At 74.6% G+C, this 19,475-nt stretch carries 13 protein-coding genes; 8 read left to right on the top strand and 5 right to left on the bottom strand.

Annotated elements, in window-relative coordinates; translation table 11 throughout:
• Positions 1-95 precede the first annotated feature (95 nt).
• The gene (locus tag ACFY00_RS09690; RefSeq protein ID WP_388029116.1) at positions 96-3,920 is read right to left on the bottom strand and encodes a beta-N-acetylglucosaminidase domain-containing protein; all 3,825 of its coding nucleotides are present in this window, start codon (positions 3,918-3,920) and stop codon (positions 96-98) included.
• 297 nt (positions 3,921-4,217) lie between these two features.
• On the opposite strand from ACFY00_RS09690, the gene malQ reads away from it, so the two are divergent.
• Together malQ and psbW are read left to right on the top strand one after the other, a co-directional pair.
• The gene (gene malQ / locus ACFY00_RS09685; protein WP_388029113.1) at positions 4,218-6,371 is read left to right on the top strand and encodes a 4-alpha-glucanotransferase; all 2,154 of its coding nucleotides are present in this window, start codon (positions 4,218-4,220) and stop codon (positions 6,369-6,371) included.
• Between the two features lie 21 nt (positions 6,372-6,392).
• The gene (psbW, locus tag ACFY00_RS09680) at positions 6,393-6,614 is read left to right on the top strand and encodes a photosystem II reaction center protein PsbW (RefSeq protein ID WP_388029111.1); all 222 of its coding nucleotides are present in this window, start codon (positions 6,393-6,395) and stop codon (positions 6,612-6,614) included.
• A gap of 268 nt (positions 6,615-6,882) precedes the next feature.
• Here the strand turns inward: psbW and ACFY00_RS09675 are convergent, their stop codons facing one another.
• The 3 genes from ACFY00_RS09675 to ACFY00_RS09665 are packed head-to-tail and all read right to left on the bottom strand — an operon-like array spanning position 6,883 to position 9,425.
• Positions 6,883-7,575, bottom strand: a complete 693-nt coding sequence (locus tag ACFY00_RS09675) for an FAD:protein FMN transferase (protein WP_388029216.1) — start codon at positions 7,573-7,575, stop codon at positions 6,883-6,885.
• 35 nt (positions 7,576-7,610) lie between these two features.
• Positions 7,611-8,069: an FMN-binding protein gene (locus ACFY00_RS09670; protein WP_388029109.1), complete on the bottom strand. Its 459-nt coding sequence runs from the start codon at positions 8,067-8,069 to the stop codon at positions 7,611-7,613.
• A 12-nt stretch (positions 8,070-8,081) separates the two neighbouring features.
• On the bottom strand, positions 8,082-9,425 hold the full coding sequence (locus ACFY00_RS09665) for a ferric reductase-like transmembrane domain-containing protein (RefSeq protein WP_388029106.1): 1,344 nt from the start codon (positions 9,423-9,425) through the stop codon (positions 8,082-8,084).
• Between the two features lie 180 nt (positions 9,426-9,605).
• On the opposite strand from ACFY00_RS09665, the gene ACFY00_RS09660 reads away from it, so the two are divergent.
• Complete coding sequence (locus tag ACFY00_RS09660; RefSeq protein ID WP_388029103.1) at positions 9,606-10,310, top strand: response regulator transcription factor; 705 nt, start codon at positions 9,606-9,608, stop codon at positions 10,308-10,310.
• Positions 10,311-10,420: 110 nt separating this feature from the next.
• On the top strand, positions 10,421-11,842 hold the full coding sequence (locus ACFY00_RS09655; protein ID WP_388029214.1) for a sensor histidine kinase: 1,422 nt from the start codon (positions 10,421-10,423) through the stop codon (positions 11,840-11,842).
• Positions 11,843-12,038: 196 nt separating this feature from the next.
• Here ACFY00_RS09655 and pepN read toward each other — a convergent pair whose 3' ends face one another.
• On the bottom strand, positions 12,039-14,603 hold the full coding sequence (pepN, locus tag ACFY00_RS09650; protein ID WP_388029100.1) for an aminopeptidase N: 2,565 nt from the start codon (positions 14,601-14,603) through the stop codon (positions 12,039-12,041).
• A gap of 163 nt (positions 14,604-14,766) precedes the next feature.
• On the opposite strand from pepN, the gene ACFY00_RS09645 reads away from it, so the two are divergent.
• From ACFY00_RS09645 to ACFY00_RS09630, 4 genes are all read left to right on the top strand, one after another.
• Positions 14,767-15,936, top strand: a complete 1,170-nt coding sequence (locus ACFY00_RS09645; RefSeq protein WP_388029099.1) for an ROK family protein — start codon at positions 14,767-14,769, stop codon at positions 15,934-15,936.
• A 181-nt stretch (positions 15,937-16,117) separates the two neighbouring features.
• Positions 16,118-17,215, top strand: a complete 1,098-nt coding sequence (locus tag ACFY00_RS09640; RefSeq protein WP_388029098.1) for a sugar ABC transporter substrate-binding protein — start codon at positions 16,118-16,120, stop codon at positions 17,213-17,215.
• A 156-nt stretch (positions 17,216-17,371) separates the two neighbouring features.
• The gene (locus ACFY00_RS09635; protein ID WP_285735398.1) at positions 17,372-18,160 is read left to right on the top strand and encodes an ATP-binding cassette domain-containing protein; all 789 of its coding nucleotides are present in this window, start codon (positions 17,372-17,374) and stop codon (positions 18,158-18,160) included.
• On the top strand, positions 18,157-19,410 hold the full coding sequence (locus ACFY00_RS09630) for a sugar ABC transporter permease (RefSeq protein ID WP_388029095.1): 1,254 nt from the start codon (positions 18,157-18,159) through the stop codon (positions 19,408-19,410). The genes ACFY00_RS09635 and ACFY00_RS09630 overlap by 4 nt, the downstream gene beginning before the upstream one ends.
• Positions 19,411-19,475 lie beyond the last annotated feature (65 nt).

Raw genomic sequence — 19,475 nt, 5'->3', positions numbered from 1 at the left:
ACAAGGGCCTGCCCGACACGACAACCGGTACGCCTCATGGGCCGCCGCCGCCCCCGCAACGGGAGCGTCGGCGGCCCGCCGTGCGCCTAGGGCCCCTAGGGCGCCTGCACGCCGTACAGCTCGATCCCGGACAGCGCGTACCCGTAGCGGGTGGCCCGGGTCACGCCCTGCACCCGCAGGTACTGCGCGCCCGGCGCGTCGAAGCGGACCGTCTCGGTGCCGCCCTGCCCGTTGTCCACCTCCGCCACCGTGGTCCACACCACGCCGTCGGCGGAGGCCTCCAGCCGGTACGCGGAGGCGTACGCGCCGCCCCAGTGCAGCACCGCCGAACCCAGCCGGACGGGCTGCGGCAGGCGCAGCTGCACCCAGGCGTCGTCCTCGGCGGGGGCGCTCCAGGAGGTCTTCGGGTCGCCGTCGGCCACCGCCGCCGCCGGGGTCCTCGCACTGTCCTGGCCCGAGGCGGACGCGGTCGCGGTCGGCGCCAGGTCCGGCCCGCCGACCGGCGGCACGACGTGCACCAGCAGCTCCTGGCGGACGCTCAGCGCGCCCGCGGTGAACACCACCGGCACCCGGTAGGTGCCCGACGGGGTGTCCGCGGCCGCCGTGACCTGCAGCGGCGCGCCCGCCCGGCCGCCGCGCGGCACCGTCACCGCCGGGGCCGGGGCCACCACCAGGCCCTTCGCCACGGCCGGGACCTCGGCCTTCAGCGCGCCGGTCAGCGCGTCCGGCCGCCCCGACTCCACGGTGACCCGGGCGGTGGCCGGGGCGCTCGCGCCCGCCACCACGTCCAAGGTCGGCTGGGCCAGCGTCAGCCGGGCCGCCGGGACGTCCGCCCACCACGGGATCACCTGGTTGACCACCGGGGCCTCGCCGCCCGGCCGCCACACCAGCCGCAGCGCCTCCACCGGCCCGCCGTCGGCCCGCAGCTCGTTGTAGCCGGGCCGCACCGGGCCCAGGTCCGCCCAGCTGCCGTCCGGGCGGCGCACCTGCGCGGTCGCCTCGGCCCGCACCGTCGGGTCGGTCAGCACGGTCAGCCGGTCCAGCGGCCGGGCCGCGCCCAGCTCCACCGTCAGCGGGGCGTCGCCCGCGGTGGGCGGCGCGGCCGCCCGGAAGGCGGAGTCCGGGTCGCCGGAGAGCACCGCCTCCGGCGAGGAGCCCGGCGCGGCCGGGGGGCCGGAGACCGCGGCGTCCACCGCGTCCGGCGCGGCGGCGGTGAACTCCCGCACCGCCACGGCGGTCTGCTGCCCGCCGGTGGCGCGCAGCCGGACCGCCTTGGCGACCGTGCCCGCCGGGGCGCTCGCCCGGACCGTCCGCTGCCCGTGCACCGTCGCCAGCCGGTGCCAGCCGCCCGAGCCGGTCCAGTACTCCAGCACCCCGTCGTGCAGGTAGTCGTCGGCCGCCGAGCGGGAGTCCGGGTCGTCGCCCGAGCCGCCCATCAGCACCGTCACCGAGCCCAGCGGCTTCGGGGTGCCCAGGTCCAGGCCGAAGCTGTCGCCGACCTGCGGCTGCGCCGACGACCAGTAGAAGGTCTCCGCGGAGCCGTCCGCCATCAGCGCCGGGCCGTGGTCGTGCGCGGTGCCCAGGGTGGTCGTCGGGGACGCGCCCGCGGTGATGCCCGACCAGGTGTCCGCGGACTTCACCGCCCGGTCCAGGAACGCGTCCAGCACGCCCCTGCCGACCGTCACCGGGTTCTGCTCCAGCACCCCGCGCTGCCGGCCCAGCTCCAGCCGGGCCTGCCAGGCCGCGGTGCCGTCGCCGCCCTGCTGCGCCAGCAGCATGTCCACCGCCGCCCGGCCCGCCGCGCCGTACGCCGACAGCCGGGCCAGCCAGGGCGCGGCGTCCGCCGCCAGCGGGTCCCCGGCCAGGGTCCGCGGCGCGTCCGCCATCACCGTGAACGCCTCGCGCAGCGGCTGCGCGGCCGCCCGCAGCTGCGCCGGGTCGGCCGGCGCGCCGGAGGCCGGCTCGGCCGCCGCCCAGAACGCCTCCACCAGCGGCACCAGGTACGCCGACTCCTCGCCGCCCAGCGGCGAGGACGCGCTGTTGCCCGCCAGCGCCGCCGCCGCGGCCTGCTGCGCGGGCCCCGCGGTCAGCAGCCGCAGCGCGGCGGCCAGCGACTGCTCGGGCCGGTAGCCGTCCGGCTGCCAGCCGAAGTCCGCGGCGGTCGCCAGCGGGATCCGGGACGCCACCGGCTGGCTCATCGCCGCGGTCAGCAGCACCGCCGAGCGCCGCGCCACCTCGGCGTCCCGCCCGGCGTAGCCGCCCAGGAACAGCCGGTCCGGCGCCGAGTCGTTCACCGGGTAGTTGTCCAGCGTGACCAGTGGACGCCCGAACAGGCCCGCGGTGGCGTCGATCTGCTCGCCCGTCACCCGCTCCGGGATCGCCGCGCCGCCGCTCCACACCACCCGCACCCCGTCCGGCAGCCCGGCCGCCAGCGCTGCCCGGTACGGGGAGGTGCCCTGCTTCAGGTACTCGGTGGGCACCACCGACAGCGGCACCGCCCCGGGGCGCTTCGCCGCCAGCTTCTGCTGCACCGCCGCGGTCAGCGCGGCCTGCGCCCTCGCCGCGGCCACCGGCCCGGTGCCGAACCTGCGCCGGTCAGCCCCGCAGTGCCACTCGTCGTACGAGACGTCCAGGAAGTCCAACTGGAAGGCCTGCACGCCCAGTTGGCGCAGCCCGTCGAGCTTGGCGACCAGCGCGTCCACGTCCTTGCCGGAGGAGAAGCAGAACGACTGCCCCGGCGCGATCGAGTACCCCACCGTCACGTGGTTGGCCCGCGCCCGGGCCGTCAGCTCGGCCAGCTCGGCCGCCTGCCGCGCCGGGTAGGCCTCCCGCCAGCGCTGCGAGCGGTACGGGTCGCCGCCCGGCGCGTACAGGAAGTAGTCCTGCTTGGTGCGGCCCAGGAAGTCCACCACCGCCAGCCGCTGCGCGCTGCTCCACGGCGCCCCGTAGAACGACTCCGCGGTGCCGCGCCGCGCCGCGCCCGAGGGCCAGTCGCGCAGCAGCACCCCCGGGAAGCCCCGGTCGCCCTCGCCGCCCTGCCCCTGGCCCGGGCCGACCGGCGACAGCAGCTGCGCCAGGCTCTGCGCCGCGTAGAAGGTGCCCGCGCCGTCCACGCCCGCCAGCACCACCGCGCCGTACGAGCCGCCCGGGGTGGGCAGTTGGCCGGAGGCCAGCAGGTAGCCGCCCGAGGGCAGGCCCGCCAGCTGCGGCACCTCGGTGTCCTTGCGCCCGTTCGCCGCCGCCAGCAGCCGCAGCGCCCGGTCGACCGTCCCGCCCGCGCCCTCGTACGGGCCGCCCACGTGGACCACCAGCGAACCGGGGGCGGGCTGTTCGGGCGCCTGCGCCGCGGCCACCACCTGGGTCGCGCCCGCCCTGGCCAGCAGCGCCCGCACCGCGTCCACCGCCGGGCCGTCCGCGGAGTCCGCCAGCACCAGCGTCACCTGCCGGGGCACCGCCACCGGCCTACCGCCCGTCCGCAACTCCTGCGGGCGCGGGAACACCTGAGGATCCGTCAGCGAGCCCAGCGGCAGCGGGGCCTCGGCGGCGGCCGCGGGCTCCGCGGTGTCCGGCGCGGAGGCGACCGGGTCGTGGCGGACGGCCGCCTCCGCGGCGAAGCCCGGCGTCGGCAGCAGCAGCCCGCCGACCACCGCCGCCGCCGACAGCGTCGCCGCGGCCCGCAGCGTCCGGGCCCGCCGACCGGTGCGGCGCTCGGCCCGCACCGAGGCCAGCAGCGGCTCGGTGCCCTTGACGTCCGCGATGAAGCGGTCCGCGGCCCGCGGCGCCACCTGCCGCGCCGTCCGGGCCGCCGTCCGGCGGGCCGCCAGCGCCGCCGGGTGGTACAGCACCTCGCGCAGGGCCGCACTCCGCTCCAGACCCTGCCGCAGCCGACGCCCGGCCGCCACCGACACCCGCGCCTGCACCGGAGCCTCCTCGCCCGAAACGCCCAGCTCAACGGCCCCCCGCCGACCGGACCCGACCCCCCGCGGCCGTCCGGCCCGGCCCACCCCACCAGCTCCCCGCGTCCCTGTCAACGCCCTTGGCGGCTATGTCCGTTATCACCCGAAAAGGCCGGAGGTCGACCGTCGCGGCAACCGGGCGGCGGAACGTTCACCCGACCGGTGCGGGGCACGGGTCGTGTCGGTCGGGGTCGGGGGCGGGCGGCGCGGGTAGGACTGTGCCTGATGGCGTTCGGGAGCAGCGAGGACGGAGTGCGCTGGGTGGCCGCATACCTTGACCGCGAGCAGGCGGGTTTCGAGCAGGTCCCGGCGGAGGACAACCCGCCCGCCCCACCGGAGTTGGTGGCCCTGGCGCACGCGCACGGGGTGGACAGCAGCTACGACGCCGGGTCCGGCCCGGTCCAGGTCGGGGCGCGGACGCTGACCTCGGTGCTGGCCGCGCTCGGCGTCGACGCCGGGACGCCGGAGCTGGCCGCCCGGGCCCTGGAGCGGCACCGCGCGCAGAGCGCGCAGCGTCTGCTGCCGCCGACCGTGGTGGCCTGGCGGGGGCGGCGCACCGCACTCGACCTGCCCGCCGGGGCGGAGGTCCGGATCGAGCTCGAACAGGGCGGCGAGGACTGGGAGTTGACCGGCGAGCACGCCCACTGGCTGCCCGCCGACCTGCCGCTCGGGCGACACGTCCTGGCCGTCCGCGCGGACGGCCGCACCGGCCGCGCCACCCTGGTCGTCGCCCCCCTGCGGATCCCCGAGCCGCAGCGGCGCAGCTGGGGCTTCCTCGCCCAGCTGTACTCGGTGCTGAGCGAACGGTCCTGGGGCATGGGCGACCTGGCCGACCTCGCCGAGCTCGCCCAGTGGGCCGGCGCCGAACTCGGCGCGGGCTTCCTGCAGATCAACCCGCTGCACGCGGGCATGCCCGGCGCCCCCTCCGACCCGTCCCCGTACCGCCCGTCCTCGCGCCGCTTCGCCGACCCGGTGCACCTGCGGATCGAGGCGATCCCCGAGTACGCCCGGCACGAGGAGGTCCGCGACCTCTCCCGCCGGGCCCGGCTGCTGCGCGAGGAGGTGCTGGAGCACGACGCCCTGATCGACCGCGACTCGGTCTGGTCGCTCAAGCGCCAGGCCCTGGAACTGCTGCACACCGTGCCCCGCGGCGTCGGCCGGGAGGCCGCGTACCGGGCGTTCGTCCGGCGCGAGGGCGAGTGGCTGGAGCGGTACGCGGTGTGGAACGCGCTGGCCGAGGTGCACGGCGGCGGCTGGCACTCCTGGCCGAAGGGCCTGCGCCACCCCGCCGACCCGCACGTGGCCGCGGCCAAGGCCGAGTTGAAGGACCGGATCGAGTTCCACCGCTGGCTCGCCTGGCTGGTCGACGAACAACTGGGCGCCGCCCAGCGGGCCGCGACCGACGCGGGCATGCCGCTCGGCCTGATCCACGACCTCGCGGTCGGCGTCCACCCCGACGGCGCCGACGCCTGGGCCCTGCAGGACGTGCTGGCCCCCGGCATCTCCACCGGCGCCCCGCCGGACGCCTTCAACGCCCACGGCCAGGACTGGGGCCTGCCGCCCTGGAGGCCCGACGCCCTCGCCGAGGCCGGGTACGCCCCGTTCGCCGAACTGATCCGGGCCTCCGCCCGGCACGCCGGGGCGATCCGGATCGACCACGTGATGGGCCTGTTCCGGCTCTGGTGGGTCCCCGAGGGGGCCCGCCCCACCGAGGGCACCTACGTCCGCTACGACGCGGAGGCGATGCTCGCCGTCCTCGCCCTGGAGGCCCACCGGGCCGGCACCGCCGTGATCGGCGAGGACCTCGGCACCGTCGAGCCCGGCGTGCGCGAACGCCTCGCCGACCACGGCGTGCTGGGCACCTCCGTGCTCTGGTTCGAACGCGACTGGCGGGCGGGCGGCGCCGTGCTGCCCCCCGAACGCTGGCGCCCCGGCTGCCTGGCCACCCTCACCACCCACGACCTGCCCTCCACCGCCGCCCGGCTCACCGGCGAGCACGTCGAACTCCGCCACCGCCTCGGCCTGCTGGCCCGCCCGCTGAGCGAGGAACAGGACGCCGCGGCCGGGGAACTCGCCGACTGGCAGCGCGAACTGGTCCGGATCGGACTGCTCGCCGAGGGCGAACCCACCACCCCCGAGGCGCTGTACGCCTACCTGCTCGCCACCCCGGCCAAGCTGGTCGGCGTCTGGCTCCCCGACACCGTCGGCGACCCCCGCCCGCAGAACCTCCCCGGCACCTGGGACCAGTACCCCAACTGGCGCCTGCCGATCGCCGACGCCACCGGCACCCCCCGCACCCTGGACGCCCTCGCCACCGCCCCCGGCACCGCGGGCATCGCCGCCACCCTCGCCCCGCTCACCGCGCCGCCACCGGGACACGCCGACAGGCGCACCCCGCCGGGCGCGACCGTGTAGGGGGCCGGTACCTTGGGAAACGTGGACAAGAGGAACGCAATGCGCGCCGGTGCGGTCACCGCGGCGGCCACGCTGATGATGCTGATGTCGTCGCCCGCCATGGCCTTCGTGCGCGACGACGGCGACGACCCGGGTACCGGCCTGAGCGTCGGTCAGACCCTGGGCCTGTTCGTCGGCCTCCCGATCCTCGCCTTCGCGGTGATCGCGGGCCTCTGCATGATCCCCGGCAGCAAGAAGAAGTAACCGGCCCCGCAGCCGGACGACGGCGACCGCCGGATCCCGACCCGGTTCGGAGACCCGGCGGTCGCCTTCGCGTGTCCGGAGGGCCCCGCCAGGGGCTCGGGGAGAACGGCGGGATGCGCCATCAGGGGCTCGGGGAACGGCGAGTCCGTGCTGCTTCGGGCCGTAGTGACAGAACCCGAAGCCAATGGCACGCACCGGTAGTGCACCCGCAGCAGCCCCGGGCCCGCCGTTCCCCGAGCCCCTGAAGGGCCCCTCCGGGAGCCCGGCCTCAGCTCCACCCCTCCGTCGTCTCCTGCCGCCCGTCCGGGTGGATCGCCAGGGCCCGGACGCCCTTCGCGGCCAGCCACGGCAGGGCCCGCGGCGCGCCCATCGCGAACGCGGCGGTGGCGAGCGCGTCCAGGCGGGTGAGGTGCGGGCCGACCAGGCTGAGGGAGGCGAAGGACGCGGAGGGCAGGCCGGTGTGCGGGTCGATGACGTGCGGACCGCGCTCGGCGGTGCCGGAGGTGGCGACGGCCAGGTCGTGGCCGGTGACGACGCGGGCGAGCGCCCCCTCGCGGTGCGGGTCGGCGATGCCGATCCGCCAGGGCCCGCCCGCGGTCTGGACGTCCCCGCCGCCGCTGACGCAGTGCTGCGCGGAGCCGGACCCGCGCAGCGTCCGGGCGGCCTCCTTGACGGCCCAGCCCTTGACGTAGCCGCTGGGGTCGAGCCGTCCGCCGGGCCGGGCGGTGAAGTAGCCGCCGGTCTCGGCGCCGAGTTCCGCGCAGCGTTCCAGCACCCACCGCACCTCGGGGTCGGCCTCGGCGAGGGTGAGTTCCCCGCAGTCGAGCCGGCTGATCTCGCTCTCCGGCCGGTACGTCGAGAACAGCGCGTCGATCCGGTGCAGCCGCTGCACGGCACGCCGGAGCGCGGGGCCGGTCCCCGGCCCGGGATCGCGGACGGTGAAGGAGAAGACCGTCCCCATGACGTGCTCGACGTGCTTCGCGGCCGTCCGGCCCGTCACTGCTTCACCTGGTCGAGGGCGCTCTGCAGCGAGCGGGTGTAGCCCTCGCTGGTGTACGTCGCGCCGGAGACGACGTCGATGTCCGCGCTCTGCGCGGCGATCGCCTCCTGGTTCAGGACGGGGACGGCGTACTCGTTGATCTCCCGGTCGCGGCGGTCGCGGGTGGGGTACTGGACCACGTCGATCGTGCTGATCCGCCCGCCGGTCAGGGTGACCTTGACCTGCACCGGCCCGTACCGGGTGTCGACCGCGCTGCCGGTGACGGTCCGGGTGGACGCGTCGGTGCCCTGCGCGGTGTCCGCGGTGCTGCTCCCGCCGCCGCCCCCGGCGCCGGAGTTCGCGTTCGCGTTCGCGGAGGAGATGGCGTGGGTGGCGGCGGGGTCGTGGGGCTTGAGGGAGAGCAGCAGGACGACCCCGGCGGCGGTCGCGGAGGCGGTGATGACGGCGCGTCGCATGGTGGGGGACTCCTAGAGGGCGAAGGACTCGTGGTGGATGCGGTCGGCCCGGACCCCGGCGGCGCGCAGGGCGCGGACGGCGTCGGCGGTGAACTCCTCGGGGCCGCACAGGTAGACCTCGTGCCGGGCGAGACCGGGGACGAGCCGGCGCAGGGCCGCGCCGAGGTCGCCGACCTCGGCCCGGCCGCCGAGCAGTTCGTGCACGCGGACGCCGCGCTGCGCGGCGACGGCGGCCAGCTCGCGGCGGAACAGCACGTCCTCGGGGCGGCGGGCGCGCTGGACGAGGGTGAGCGGCCCGGGCAGGGTCTCGGCCAGCGCCCGCAGCGGCGTGACGCCGACGCCCGCGCCCAGCAGCAGCACCGGCCCGCCGCGGTGCCGCCGCGCGGTGAACGCCCCGTACGGGCCCTCGGCGCGGACCCTGGTGCCGGGGGCGAGCGCGGCGAGCGCCGCGCTGTGGCCGCCCAGGCCCTTGACGGTGAAGCGCAGGAAGCGCGGGTGCGGGGGAGCGGAGAGCGAGTACGGGTTGGCGGCCCAGCGCAGTTGCGGGGTGAGGAACTGGAGCCGGAAGAACTGCCCGGGTTCGGCCCGCAGCTCCTCCAGGCGCCGCCCGGTCAGGAACACCGAGACCACGCCGGGGCCCTCGGCCCGGACCTCGGCGACCTCCAGCCGGTGCCGCCGGTCGCGCAGGTACGGGCCCAGCAGCCGGTACCGGGCCAGGACGGCGGCGGTGCCGAAGTACAGCAGGTACCAGCCGGCCTTCGCGGGGCCGTCGACCAGGTCAGCGCCGGTGGTGAGCTGGTGGGCGAAGCCGAGCGCGACGGCCAGGTAGGTGGCCAGGTGCAGGTAGTACCAGGCCTCGTAGCTGAGCCGGCGGCGGGCGGCCCGGGCGGAGACCGCGCCGGTGCCGAGCAGCAGCAGGGTCGCGGCGGTGGCCTTCAGCATGTCGGGGAAGTGGAACACGATCTCCACGGTCTGGCCCCACAGGCCCCGCCCGTCGGTCAGCGCGTAGCCCCAGACGACGGTGAGCACGTGCGCGGTGACCAGCGAGACCAGGTAGCGGCCGCCGTACGCGTGCCAGCGGGCCAGCCGGTCGGCGCCGACCTCGCGCTCCAGCAGCGGGATCCGGGCCATCATCAGCAGCAGGACGGGCGCGGCGTACCCGGCGAGCAGCCCGGTGATCCGGCCCGCGCCGGTGAGCCAGTCGGCGGCGCCCGCCACCCGCGGGGTGTCGGCCCACCAGAGCGCGAGGACGCCGAGCGCACCGAGCGCGACCAGGACGACCGCACCGAGGCGGACGGTGTCCGGGTGCGGCGTGCGGTGCCGGGCGGCCCGGGCGGGGGTGGGAAGTGCGGTCAACGGGCCCTCCTTCGGTGGTACCGGGTCACGGTCGCACCGGAAGTTCTCAGTTCCCTATGAACAGATCGTCCGATCGATGGTCTGCGAAGGGTGTCCGCGCAGCTCGGAGGCCTGCTACCAGGGCTCGGGGCGGTCCGATGATCTCACCGCTTTCTCATCCCGGAACGGCAGAATGGCCCCATGCAGCACGCGGACACCCCCTGGCGGGTCCTGGTGGTCGACGACGAACCCGACCTGGTCGAGGTCCTCTGCGGCGCCCTGCGCTACGAGGGCTGGCAGGCCCGTGGCGTCACCGGCGGCCTGGACGCCGTCGCCACCGCCGCCGACTGGCAGCCGCACGCCGTGGTGCTCGACGTGATGCTCCCCGACTTCGACGGGCTCGAAGTGCTGCGCCGCATCCACACCACCGCCCCCGAGGTCCGCGTCCTGTTCCTCACCGCCCGCGACGCCGTCGAGGACCGGATCGCCGGGATCAGCGCGGGCGGCGACGACTACGTCACCAAGCCGTTCAGCCTGGAGGAGGTCGTGGTCCGCCTGCGCGGCCTGCTCCGCCGCGCCGCGCCCCCCGGCCCCACCACCCCCGGCACCCTCGCCGTCGGCGACCTGCGCCTGGACCCCGCCAGCCGGGAGGTCAGCCGCGGCGACGACCCCGTCGACCTCAGCCCCACCGAGTACGCCCTGCTGCGCTACCTGATGGAGCACCCCCGTCAGGTGCTCAGCAAGGCGCAGATCCTGGACGCCGTCTGGTCCTACGACTTCGGCGGCCAGGCCCACGTGGTCGAGCTGTACATCAGCTACCTGCGCCGCAAGATCGACGCCGGCCGGACCCCGATGATCCACACCGTCCGCGGCGCCGGGTACGTCCTGCGGGCGGCCGCCGGATGAACCGCCCCGCCGCCCCCCGCCCCGCCGCCCCCGACACCACCGCCTCCGCCACCGCCGCCCGCCCCGCCCGGCGAGGGCGCCGGCTCCGCCCCCGCACGCTGCGCTCCCGGATGGTGGCGGGCCTGCTCGTCCTGCTCGCCCTGATCTGCGCGGGCATCGGCGTGGCCACGTGCGAGGCGCTCCGGCACTTCCTGGTCGTCCGCCTCGACCAGCAGCTCTCCGCCGCCGGGGGCCGCTACGCCGCCAGCCTCGAACACCCCGGCCAGGACGGCCACGACACCCGCGGCCAGGCCCCCGGCACCTTCGGCGCCCGCCTGGTCGACGGCGGCGTCACCCACGCCTCGGTGGTCTGCGGCGCGATGGCCGGGGACGAGGACGACCACGCCGACGACACCGAGAGCACCGGGGAGGCCGACGCCGCCGTCCCGCTCGCCGCCGCCGACCTGGGCGCCCTGCGCGCCCTGCCCGTCGACGGCCGCCCCCGCGACCTCCGGCTCTCCCGCCTCGGCCCCTACCGGGTCGCCGCCGTCGCCGGGGACGACCACGACACCCTGGTCACCGGCCTGCCGCTGCACCCCGTCGACGAGACCGTCCGGCACCTGCTGCGGATCGAACTCGTGGTCTTCGCCGCCGCCCTCGCCGCCGCCGCGGCCGCCGGGACCCTCGCCGTCCGGATCGCCCTGCGCCCCCTGGACCGGGTCGTCGCCACCGCCGAACGGGTCTCCGCCCGCCCGCTCGCCAACGGCGTGGTCGACCTGGCCGAACGCGTCCCCGACGACGACCCGCGCACCGAGGTCGGCCGGGTCGGCACCGCCCTCAACCGCCTGCTCGGCCACGTCGAGGACGCCCTGACCCGCCGTCAGAACGTCGAGGAGCGGCTGCGCGCGTTCGCCGCCGACGCCAGCCACGAACTGCGCAACCCGGTCGCCACCGTCCGCGGCCACGCCGAACTCGCCCTCCGGCACCCCGGCCCCGTCCCCGCGCCCGTCCGGCACTCGCTGGAACGCATCAGCGCCGAGTCCCGCCGGATGGGCACCATCGTCGAGGACCTGCTGCTGCTCGCCCGCCTGGACGCCGGACGCCCGCTCGCCGTCCAGGACACCGACCTCACCCGGATCGCCCTCGACTGCACCGCCGACGCGCGGGCCGCCGCCCCCGGCCACCGCTGGCTGCTCGAACTGCCCGCCGAACCCGTCACCGTCCCCGGCGACCCGCACCGCCTCGCCCAGGTCGTCACCAACCTGCTGGCCAACGCCCGCACCCACACCCCCGACGGCACCACCGTCACCCTCCGCCTCGACCCCGCCGGCCGGCTCACCGTCACCGACGACGGCCCCGGCATCCCGCCCGAACTCGCCCCCCACGTCTTCGAGCGCTTCACCCGCGGCGACCGCGCCCGCTCCCGCCGCACCGGCTCCACCGGCCTCGGCCTCGCCATCGTCCAGGCCGTCGTCCACGCCCACCGCGGCACCGTCACCCTCGACAGCACCCCGGGCCGCACCACCTTCACGGTGACACTGGGAAACACGTAGGGGCTCGGGGAACTCTTCGGCGGACGAGCGCGCACAACAGGGGCTCGGGGAACGGCGAGTCCGAGCTGCCGGCGGCCGGAGCCCACCGGGGGTCCGTGCTGCTCCGGGCCGTGGTGACAGAACCCGGAGCAACCGCACGCCCCGGCGGTGGACCGCCGGCAGCCCCGGGCCCGCCGTTCCCCGGGCCCCTGGTTCCTCAGCGGTCCGCGGCCTGCGCCTTCAGCGCCCGCTCCACGCCCGCCCGGGCCTCGACGACCTGGCGGCGCAGCGCCGGAGCCGGGTCCGCGGAGGCGAGCCACGCGTCGGTGGCGTCCAGGGTGGCCTGCGAGACCGCGTAGGAGGGGTAGAGCCCGCCGATGATCTGCTGGGAGATCTCGTGGCTGCGGGTCTCCCACACCTGCTTGACCGAGGCGAAGTACTTCTCGGTGTAGGGGGCCAGCAGCTCCCGCTGGTCGGGCTGCTGGAAGCCCGCGATCACGGCCTCCTGGACGTAGTTGGTCAGGGTGTCGGAGTCGACCACCGACTCCCAGGCCTCGGCCTTGGCCTCGGCGGTGGGCCGGGCCGCGCGGCAGGTCGCGGCGTGCTCCTGCCCGGAGGAGGTGTTGTCGCGGGCGAGTTCGGCCTCGATCGCCGCCTCGTCGGCGCGCCCGGTGGCGACCAGCCGGCCGAGCAGGCTCCAGCGCAGTTCGGTGTCGACGGCCAGGCCGTCGATCTCCACGCTGCCGTCCAGCAGCCCGGCCAGCAGGGCGAGTTGCTCGTCGGTGCGGGCGGCGCCGGCCAGCGTGCGGGCCCAGGCGAGCTGGTGGTCGCTGCCCGCGGGGGCGGCGCGCAGGGCGCTCTCCGCGGCGGCGGCCCAGCGCTGCAGGCCGGTCTCGCGCCAGGCGGGGTCGGCGTACAGCTCCAGGGCGAGCTTGACCTGGCGCTGCACGGACTGGACCACGCCGATGTCGCTCTCGCGCTGCAGGCCGGAGAGGGCGAGCGCGAGGTAGTCGCGGGTGGCGAGTTCGCCGTCGCGGGTCATGTCCCAGGCGGAGGCCCAGCACAGGGCGCGCGGCAGCGAGTCGGCGAAGTCGCCGAGGTGCGCGGTGACGACGGCGAGCGAGTCGGCGTCGAGCCGGACCTTCGCGTAGGAGAGGTCGTCGTCGTTGAGCAGCAGCACGGCGGGCCGCTTGCGGCCGGTCAACTGCGGGACGGCGGTGCGCTCGCCGTCGACGTCGAGCTCGATCCGGTCGGTGCGCACCAGGTTGCCGTCGACCAGCTCGTACAGGCCGACCGCGATCCGGTGCGGGCGCAGTACGGCCTCGCCGCGGGCGCCGGCGGGCAGCGCGGGGGCCTCCTGCAGGACGGCGAAGGACTCGACGGTACCGTCCGCGGCGACCGACAGCTCGGGCCGCAGCACGTTGATGCCCGCGGTCTCCAGCCAGGCCTTGGACCAGGTCCGCAGGTCGCGGCCGCTGGCCTCCTCCAGGGCGCCGAGCAGGTCGGCGAGGCGGGTGTTGCCCCAGGCGTGGCGCTTGAAGTAGGCGCGCACGCCCTGGAAGAAGGCGTCCTGGCCGACGTAGGCGACCAGCTGCTTGAGCACCGAGGCGCCCTTGGCGTAGGTGATGCCGTCGAAGTTGACCTGGACGTCCTCCAGGTCGTTGATCTCCGCCATGATCGGGTGGGTGGAGGGCAGTTGGTCCTGCCGGTACGCCCAGGTCTTCATCTGGTTGGCGAAGGTGGTCCAGGAGTGCGGCCACTTGGAGCCGGGGGCCTCGGCCTGGCAGACGACCTCGGCGAAGGTGGCGAAGGACTCGTTCAGCCACAGGTCGTTCCACCACTCCATGGTGACGAGGTCGCCGAACCACATGTGGGCGAGCTCGTGCAGGATGGTCGCGGCGCGGGCCTCGTAGGAGGCGTCGGTGACCTTGGAGCGGAAGACGTACTGGTCGCGGAAGGTGACGGCGCCCGCGTTCTCCATCGCGCCCGCGTTGAACTCCGGGACGAACAGCTGGTCGTACTTGGCGAACGGGTAGGGGAAGTCGAACTTCTCCTGGAAGTAGTCGAAGCCCTGCCGGGTCACCGCGAAGATCGCGTCGGCGTCCAGGTGCTCGCGCAGCGAGGGACGGCAGTACACGCCGAGGGGCACGTGCTGGGCGCCGTTGTCGTAGCTGTCGAAGACGCCGACGTACGGTCCGGCGACCAGCGCGGTGATGTAGGTGGACATCCGGGGGGTGGGCTCGAAGGTCCACACCCGGGTGTCGCCGTCGCCGACGGGCTCGGGGGTGGGGGAGTTGGAGACCACGACCCACCCGGCGGGGGCGGTGACGGTGAAGGCGAAGGTGGCCTTGAGGTCGGGCTGCTCGAAGCTGGCGAAGACGCGGCGGGCGTCGGGCACCTCGAACTGGGTGTAGAGGTAGGTCTCGCCGTCGGCGGGGTCGACGAAGCGGTGCAGGCCCTCGCCGGTGTTGGTGTAGGCGCAGTCGGCGACGACCCGCAGCTCGTTCTCGGCGGCCAGGTCGGGCAGCGCGATGCGGCTGTCGGAGAAGTTCTCCAGCGGCAGGGCGCGGCCGTTGAGGACGATCTCGGTCACGGCGGGGGCGACCAGGTCGATGAAGGTGGAGGCGCCGGGTTCGGCGGCGGTGAACCGGACCACGGTGGTGGACCGGAAGGTGCCGCCCGCGCGCGCGGAGCTCAGGTCGAGCTCGATCTCGTACGCGTCCACGGCCAGGAGTGCGGCCCGGGTGCGGGCCTCCTCACGGGTCAAGTTGGTGCCAGGCACTCGCAGGACTCCTTCGTCAGGGCTCGGGTTACCGGGAATCCTCCCATGCGAGTAACGATCCGTGTTCGGGCTTGACTCCCCCTGCGAGCAGTGCCGGAGCATAGAGTTCAGAAGTTGAAGCTGAACTTCTCACGAACAGCAAGCGCGCCCTGGAGGGTGGAACATGTCGACGGACACACCGGGATCGCAGTCCTCGCTGCACCGGGCGAATCTCGAACGGGTGCTGCGAGCGGTGCGGATGGCCGGTTCGCTGACCCAGGCGGAGATCGCCCGGGGCACGGGGCTGTCGGCCGCGACGGTGTCCAACATCGTCCGCGAGCTCAAGGAGTCCGGCACCGTGGTGGTGGCCGACACCTCCTCGGGCGGGCGGCGGGCGCGCAGCGTGTCGCTGAGCGGGGACGCCGGGATCGTGGTCGGCGTGGACTTCGGGCACACCCACCTGCGGGTGGCGGTGGGCAACCTGGCGCACCGGGTGCTGGCCGAGGAGAGCGAGCCGCTGGACGTGGACGTCTCCGCCCAGCAGGGCTTCGACCGGGCCGAGCGGATGGTGGAGCGGCTGCTGGCCCAGGCCGGCTTCCCGGCGGACAAGGTGATCGGGGTGGGCCTGGGCGTGCCGGGCCCGATCGACGTGGAGACCGGGGCGCTGGGTTCGACCGCGATCCTGCCGGGCTGGACGGGCGTGATGCCGGGCCAGGAGCTGTCCGTCCGGCTGGGCATGCCGGTGCACGTGGACAACGACGCCAACCTGGGCGCGCTGGGCGAGCTGGTCTGGGGCGCCGGGCGGGGCCTGGGCGACCTGGCGTACATCAAGGTGGCCAGCGGCGTGGGCGCCGGCCTGGTCATCAACAGCCAGATCTACCGGGGCCCGGGGGGCACCGCGGGCGAGATCGGGCACATCGTGCTGGACGAGGCGGGGCCGGTGTGCCGCTGCGGCAACCGCGGCTGCCTGGAGACCTTCGTGGGCTCCCGCTACCTGCTCAACCTCTTGAACGCCAACCACCCGGGCGAGCTGAGCCTGAGCAAGGTGGTGCAGCTGGCCCAGCGGGGCGACCTGGGCTGCCGCCGGGTGATCGCCGACGCGGGACGGCAGATCGGCATGGGCGTGGCGACCCTGTGCAACCTGCTCAATCCCCGCCGGGTGATCCTCGGCGGCGACCTCGCCGAGGCCGGTGACCTGGTGCTTTCCCCGATCCGGGACTCGGTGGCGCGGTACGCGATCCCCAGCGCGGCCCGGCAGTTGTCGGTCGTCCCGGGGACGCTGGGCGGCCGGGCCGAGGTGCTCGGCGCGCTGGCCCTGGTGATGAGCGAGATGGGGGAGACGGGGGTGCTCTGAGTCACCCGCCGACCGGTCGGAAGGCTCGCTCGGTATCGAGTGAGCCTTCAGGAAGATAACGAAAGGGTTTGGATCCGGGGCCTCCCGGTTTTACTTATTGACGTCAAGCTTGTTAACGGGGTTGACTCCTGCCCACCTCGCCGCAACAGTTCGCGGCTCTGTCAGGGAGGCTCCCCCCACCATGAACGCAATGATGCGTCGCGTCGCCGTCGGCACTGTCGCTGTTTCGATGGCTCTGACCATGGCCGCCTGCGGCAAGGCCGGCGACGACAAGAAGAGCAGCGACGCAGGTTCGAGCAACAACAAGTCGATCGGCCTGCTCCTGCCGGAGAACGCGTCCTCGACCCGCTACGAGTCCTTCGACAAGCCGTTCATCGAGGCCAAGGTCAAGGAGCTGTGCGCCGACTGCAAGGTCGAGTACAACAACGCCGAGGGCTCCGCGGCCAAGCAGAAGCAGCAGTTCGACACCCTGATCGCCCAGGGCGTCAAGGTGATCATCCTCGACGCGTTCGACGCCAAGTCCACCCAGGCCTGGGTGGCCGACGCGGCGAAGAAGGGCGTCAAGGTCATCGCGTACGACCGCCTGGCCACCGGCCCGGTCTCCTCCTACGTCTCCTTCGACAACGAGAAGGTCGGCGAGCTGCAGGGCCAGGCCCTGGTCGACGCGCTGGGCGCCAAGGCCGCCGACGCCAACGTCGTGATGATCAACGGTGACGACGCCGACCCGAACGCCGGCAAGTTCAAGGCCGGTGCGCACAAGGTCCTGGACGGCAAGGTCAAGAAGATCGTCTACGAGCAGAGCGGCGAGTGGAAGCCCACCGTCGCGGGCCAGAAGGTCGGCGCCGCGATCTCGCAGCTCGGCAAGGACGGCTTCCAGGCCGTCTACTCCGCCAACGACGGCATGGCCGCCGCGATCATCACCCAGCTGAAGTCCCAGGGCATCAACGTCCCGGTCGGCGGCCAGGACGCGGGCCTCGACGCCATCCAGCGCCTCGTCTCCGGCGACCAGGCCTACACCATCTACAAGGCCTACAAGCCGCTGGCCGACTCGGCCGCCGAGCTCGCCGTCGACCTGCTGCAGGGCAAGGACATCAAGTCCGTGGCCTCGTCGACCATCGACAGCGACACCGACAAGAACATCCCGGCCAAGCTGCTGGACCCGAAGGTCGTCACCAAGGCGAACATCAAGGACACCGTGGTCGCCGACGGCCTCTACAAGGTCGCGGACATCTGCACCGCCGACTACGCCGCTGCCTGCACCGCGGCCGGCCTGCAGTAGCAGCCGCCGGGCGGGGGCTCCCTGACCACCCGGGAGCCCCCGCCCGCACCTGCTCCACCCCCCCAGCACCACGCACTACGCACTACCCCGCGTGCCCGGCCCGGCACGCGGGACGGCCGTGCCGGAAACGTCAGGTCCGGTACGGGACTCAAGGAGTTGGTTCACGTGACAGGCGCACCCGTACTGGCGTTGCGCGGGGTCTCCAAGCGCTTCGGTGCCGTTCAGGCGCTCACCGACGTGCACTTGGAGGTCCACGCGGGCGAGGTCGTCGCCCTGGTCGGCGACAACGGTGCCGGCAAGTCCACCCTGGTGAAGACCATCGCGGGCGTCCACCCGATCGACGAGGGCGTCATCGAGTGGGAGGGCAAGGCGGTCAACATCAACCGCCCGCAGGACGCCCAGCAGCTCGGCGTCGCCACCGTCTACCAGGACCTCGCGCTCTGCGACAACCTCGACGTGGTCGGCAACCTCTTCCTCGGCCGCGAGCTCAAGCGCTTCGGCACCCTGGACGAGGTCGCGATGGAGAAGCGCGCCCGCGAGCTCCTCGACACCCTGTCGATCCGCATCCCCAGCGTCCGCATCCCGATCGCGGGCCTCTCCGGCGGTCAGCGCCAGGTGGTCGCGATCGCCCGCGCCCTGGTCGGCGACCCCAAGATCGTCATCCTGGACGAGCCCACCGCGGCCCTCGGCGTCGAGCAGACCGCCCAGGTCCTGGACCTGGTCGAGCGGCTCCGCCAGCGCGGCCTCGGCGTGATCCTGATCAGCCACAACATGGCCGACGTCAAGGCCGTCGCGGACACCGTCGCGGTGCTCCGCCTGGGCCGCAACAACGGCAGCTTCGAGGTGGCCAGCACCTCGCACGAGGAGATCATCTCCGCCATCACCGGCGCCACCGACAACGCGGTGACACGTCGTCAGGCCCGAATCGCGGAGGAAGCCAAGTGAGCACCGAGACCCCCACCACTCCCGCCCCCGCGGTGGACCCGCGCCTGCTGGTCCGCAAGGAGGGCCTGGCCGGCTACTTCGACGAGTTCACCCGCAAGATCCGCAGCGGTGAGCTCGGTTCGCTGCCGGTGGTCGTCGGCCTGATCATCATCGCCGCGATCTTCCAGTTCAAGACCGGCACCTTCCTCAACGCCAACAACCTCACCAACATCACCAAGTGGATCGCGGGCCCCGGCCTGATCGCGGTCGGCGTGGTGTTCGTGCTGCTGCTGGGCGAGATCGACCTCTCGCTCGGCTCGGTGGCGGGCGCCACCGCCGCCATCACCTCGGTGCTGTCGGTGCGCCAGGGACTGAACGAGTGGCTCGCCATCGTGCTGGCCATCGCCTCCGCGATCGCCATCGGCGCCCTGCACGGCTACTTCTTCGCCAAGATCGGCGTCCCCGCGTTCGTCGTCACCCTGGCCGGCATGCTGGCCTGGAACGGCCTGCAGATGCTCGTCCTGGGCGAGCTCGGCACCGTCAACAACCCGATGGACGGCGTGGTCGCCAACCTGGACACCTACTTCCTGGGCGACGGCGACATCGTCTGGGCCTGGCTGTTCGCGATCCTCGCCATCGTGCTGTTCGCCGGCGGCCAGCTGCTCGACTCCCGCCGCCGCTCCGCGGCCGGCCTGCCCTCCCGCCCGCTCAGCGAGATCGCGCTGCGCACCGGCGTCATCGGCGTCGTGCTGCTGGTCGCCGCCTACATGCTCAACCAGGACAGCGGCCTGCCGCTGCCCCTGGTGATCCTGGTCAGCGTCGTCGCGCTCGGCGACTTCGTGCTGCGCCGCACCGGCTACGGCCGGCAGATCTTCGCGGTCGGCGGCGGCATCGAGGCGGCCCGCCGCGCGGGCATCAACGTCGCCTGGGTCCGGATCTCGGTCTACATGATCTCGGCCGGCCTGGCCGGCTTCGGCGGCCTGTTCATCGCCTCCCAGCAGGGCTCCGCGGACAAGGCGCTGGGCAGCGGCAACGTGCTGATGAGCGCCATCGCCGCCGCCGTCATCGGCGGCACCAGCCTCTTCGGCGGCCGCGGCAAGACCTGGTCGGCGCTGCTCGGCGCGCTGGTCATCCAGTCCATCACCACCGGCCTGGACATGGTCCACGCGCAGCAGGCCATCCAGTACATGATCACCGGCGCGGTGCTGCTGGCCGCGGTGGTCCTGGACTCGGTCTCCCGCCGCACCCAGAAGTCCCACGGCCGCGGCTGACCCCCTGCCCGACCCCGAACCGCGCGAGCCGCGCCCCATACCAGGGGCCGGTCGCGCGGTTCGGC

Source organism: Kitasatospora sp. NPDC001540 (assembly GCF_042894345.1).
GTDB lineage: Bacteria > Actinomycetota > Actinomycetes > Streptomycetales > Streptomycetaceae > Kitasatospora > Kitasatospora phosalacinea_C.
This window is presented reverse-complemented; position numbering and strand designations above follow the sequence as displayed.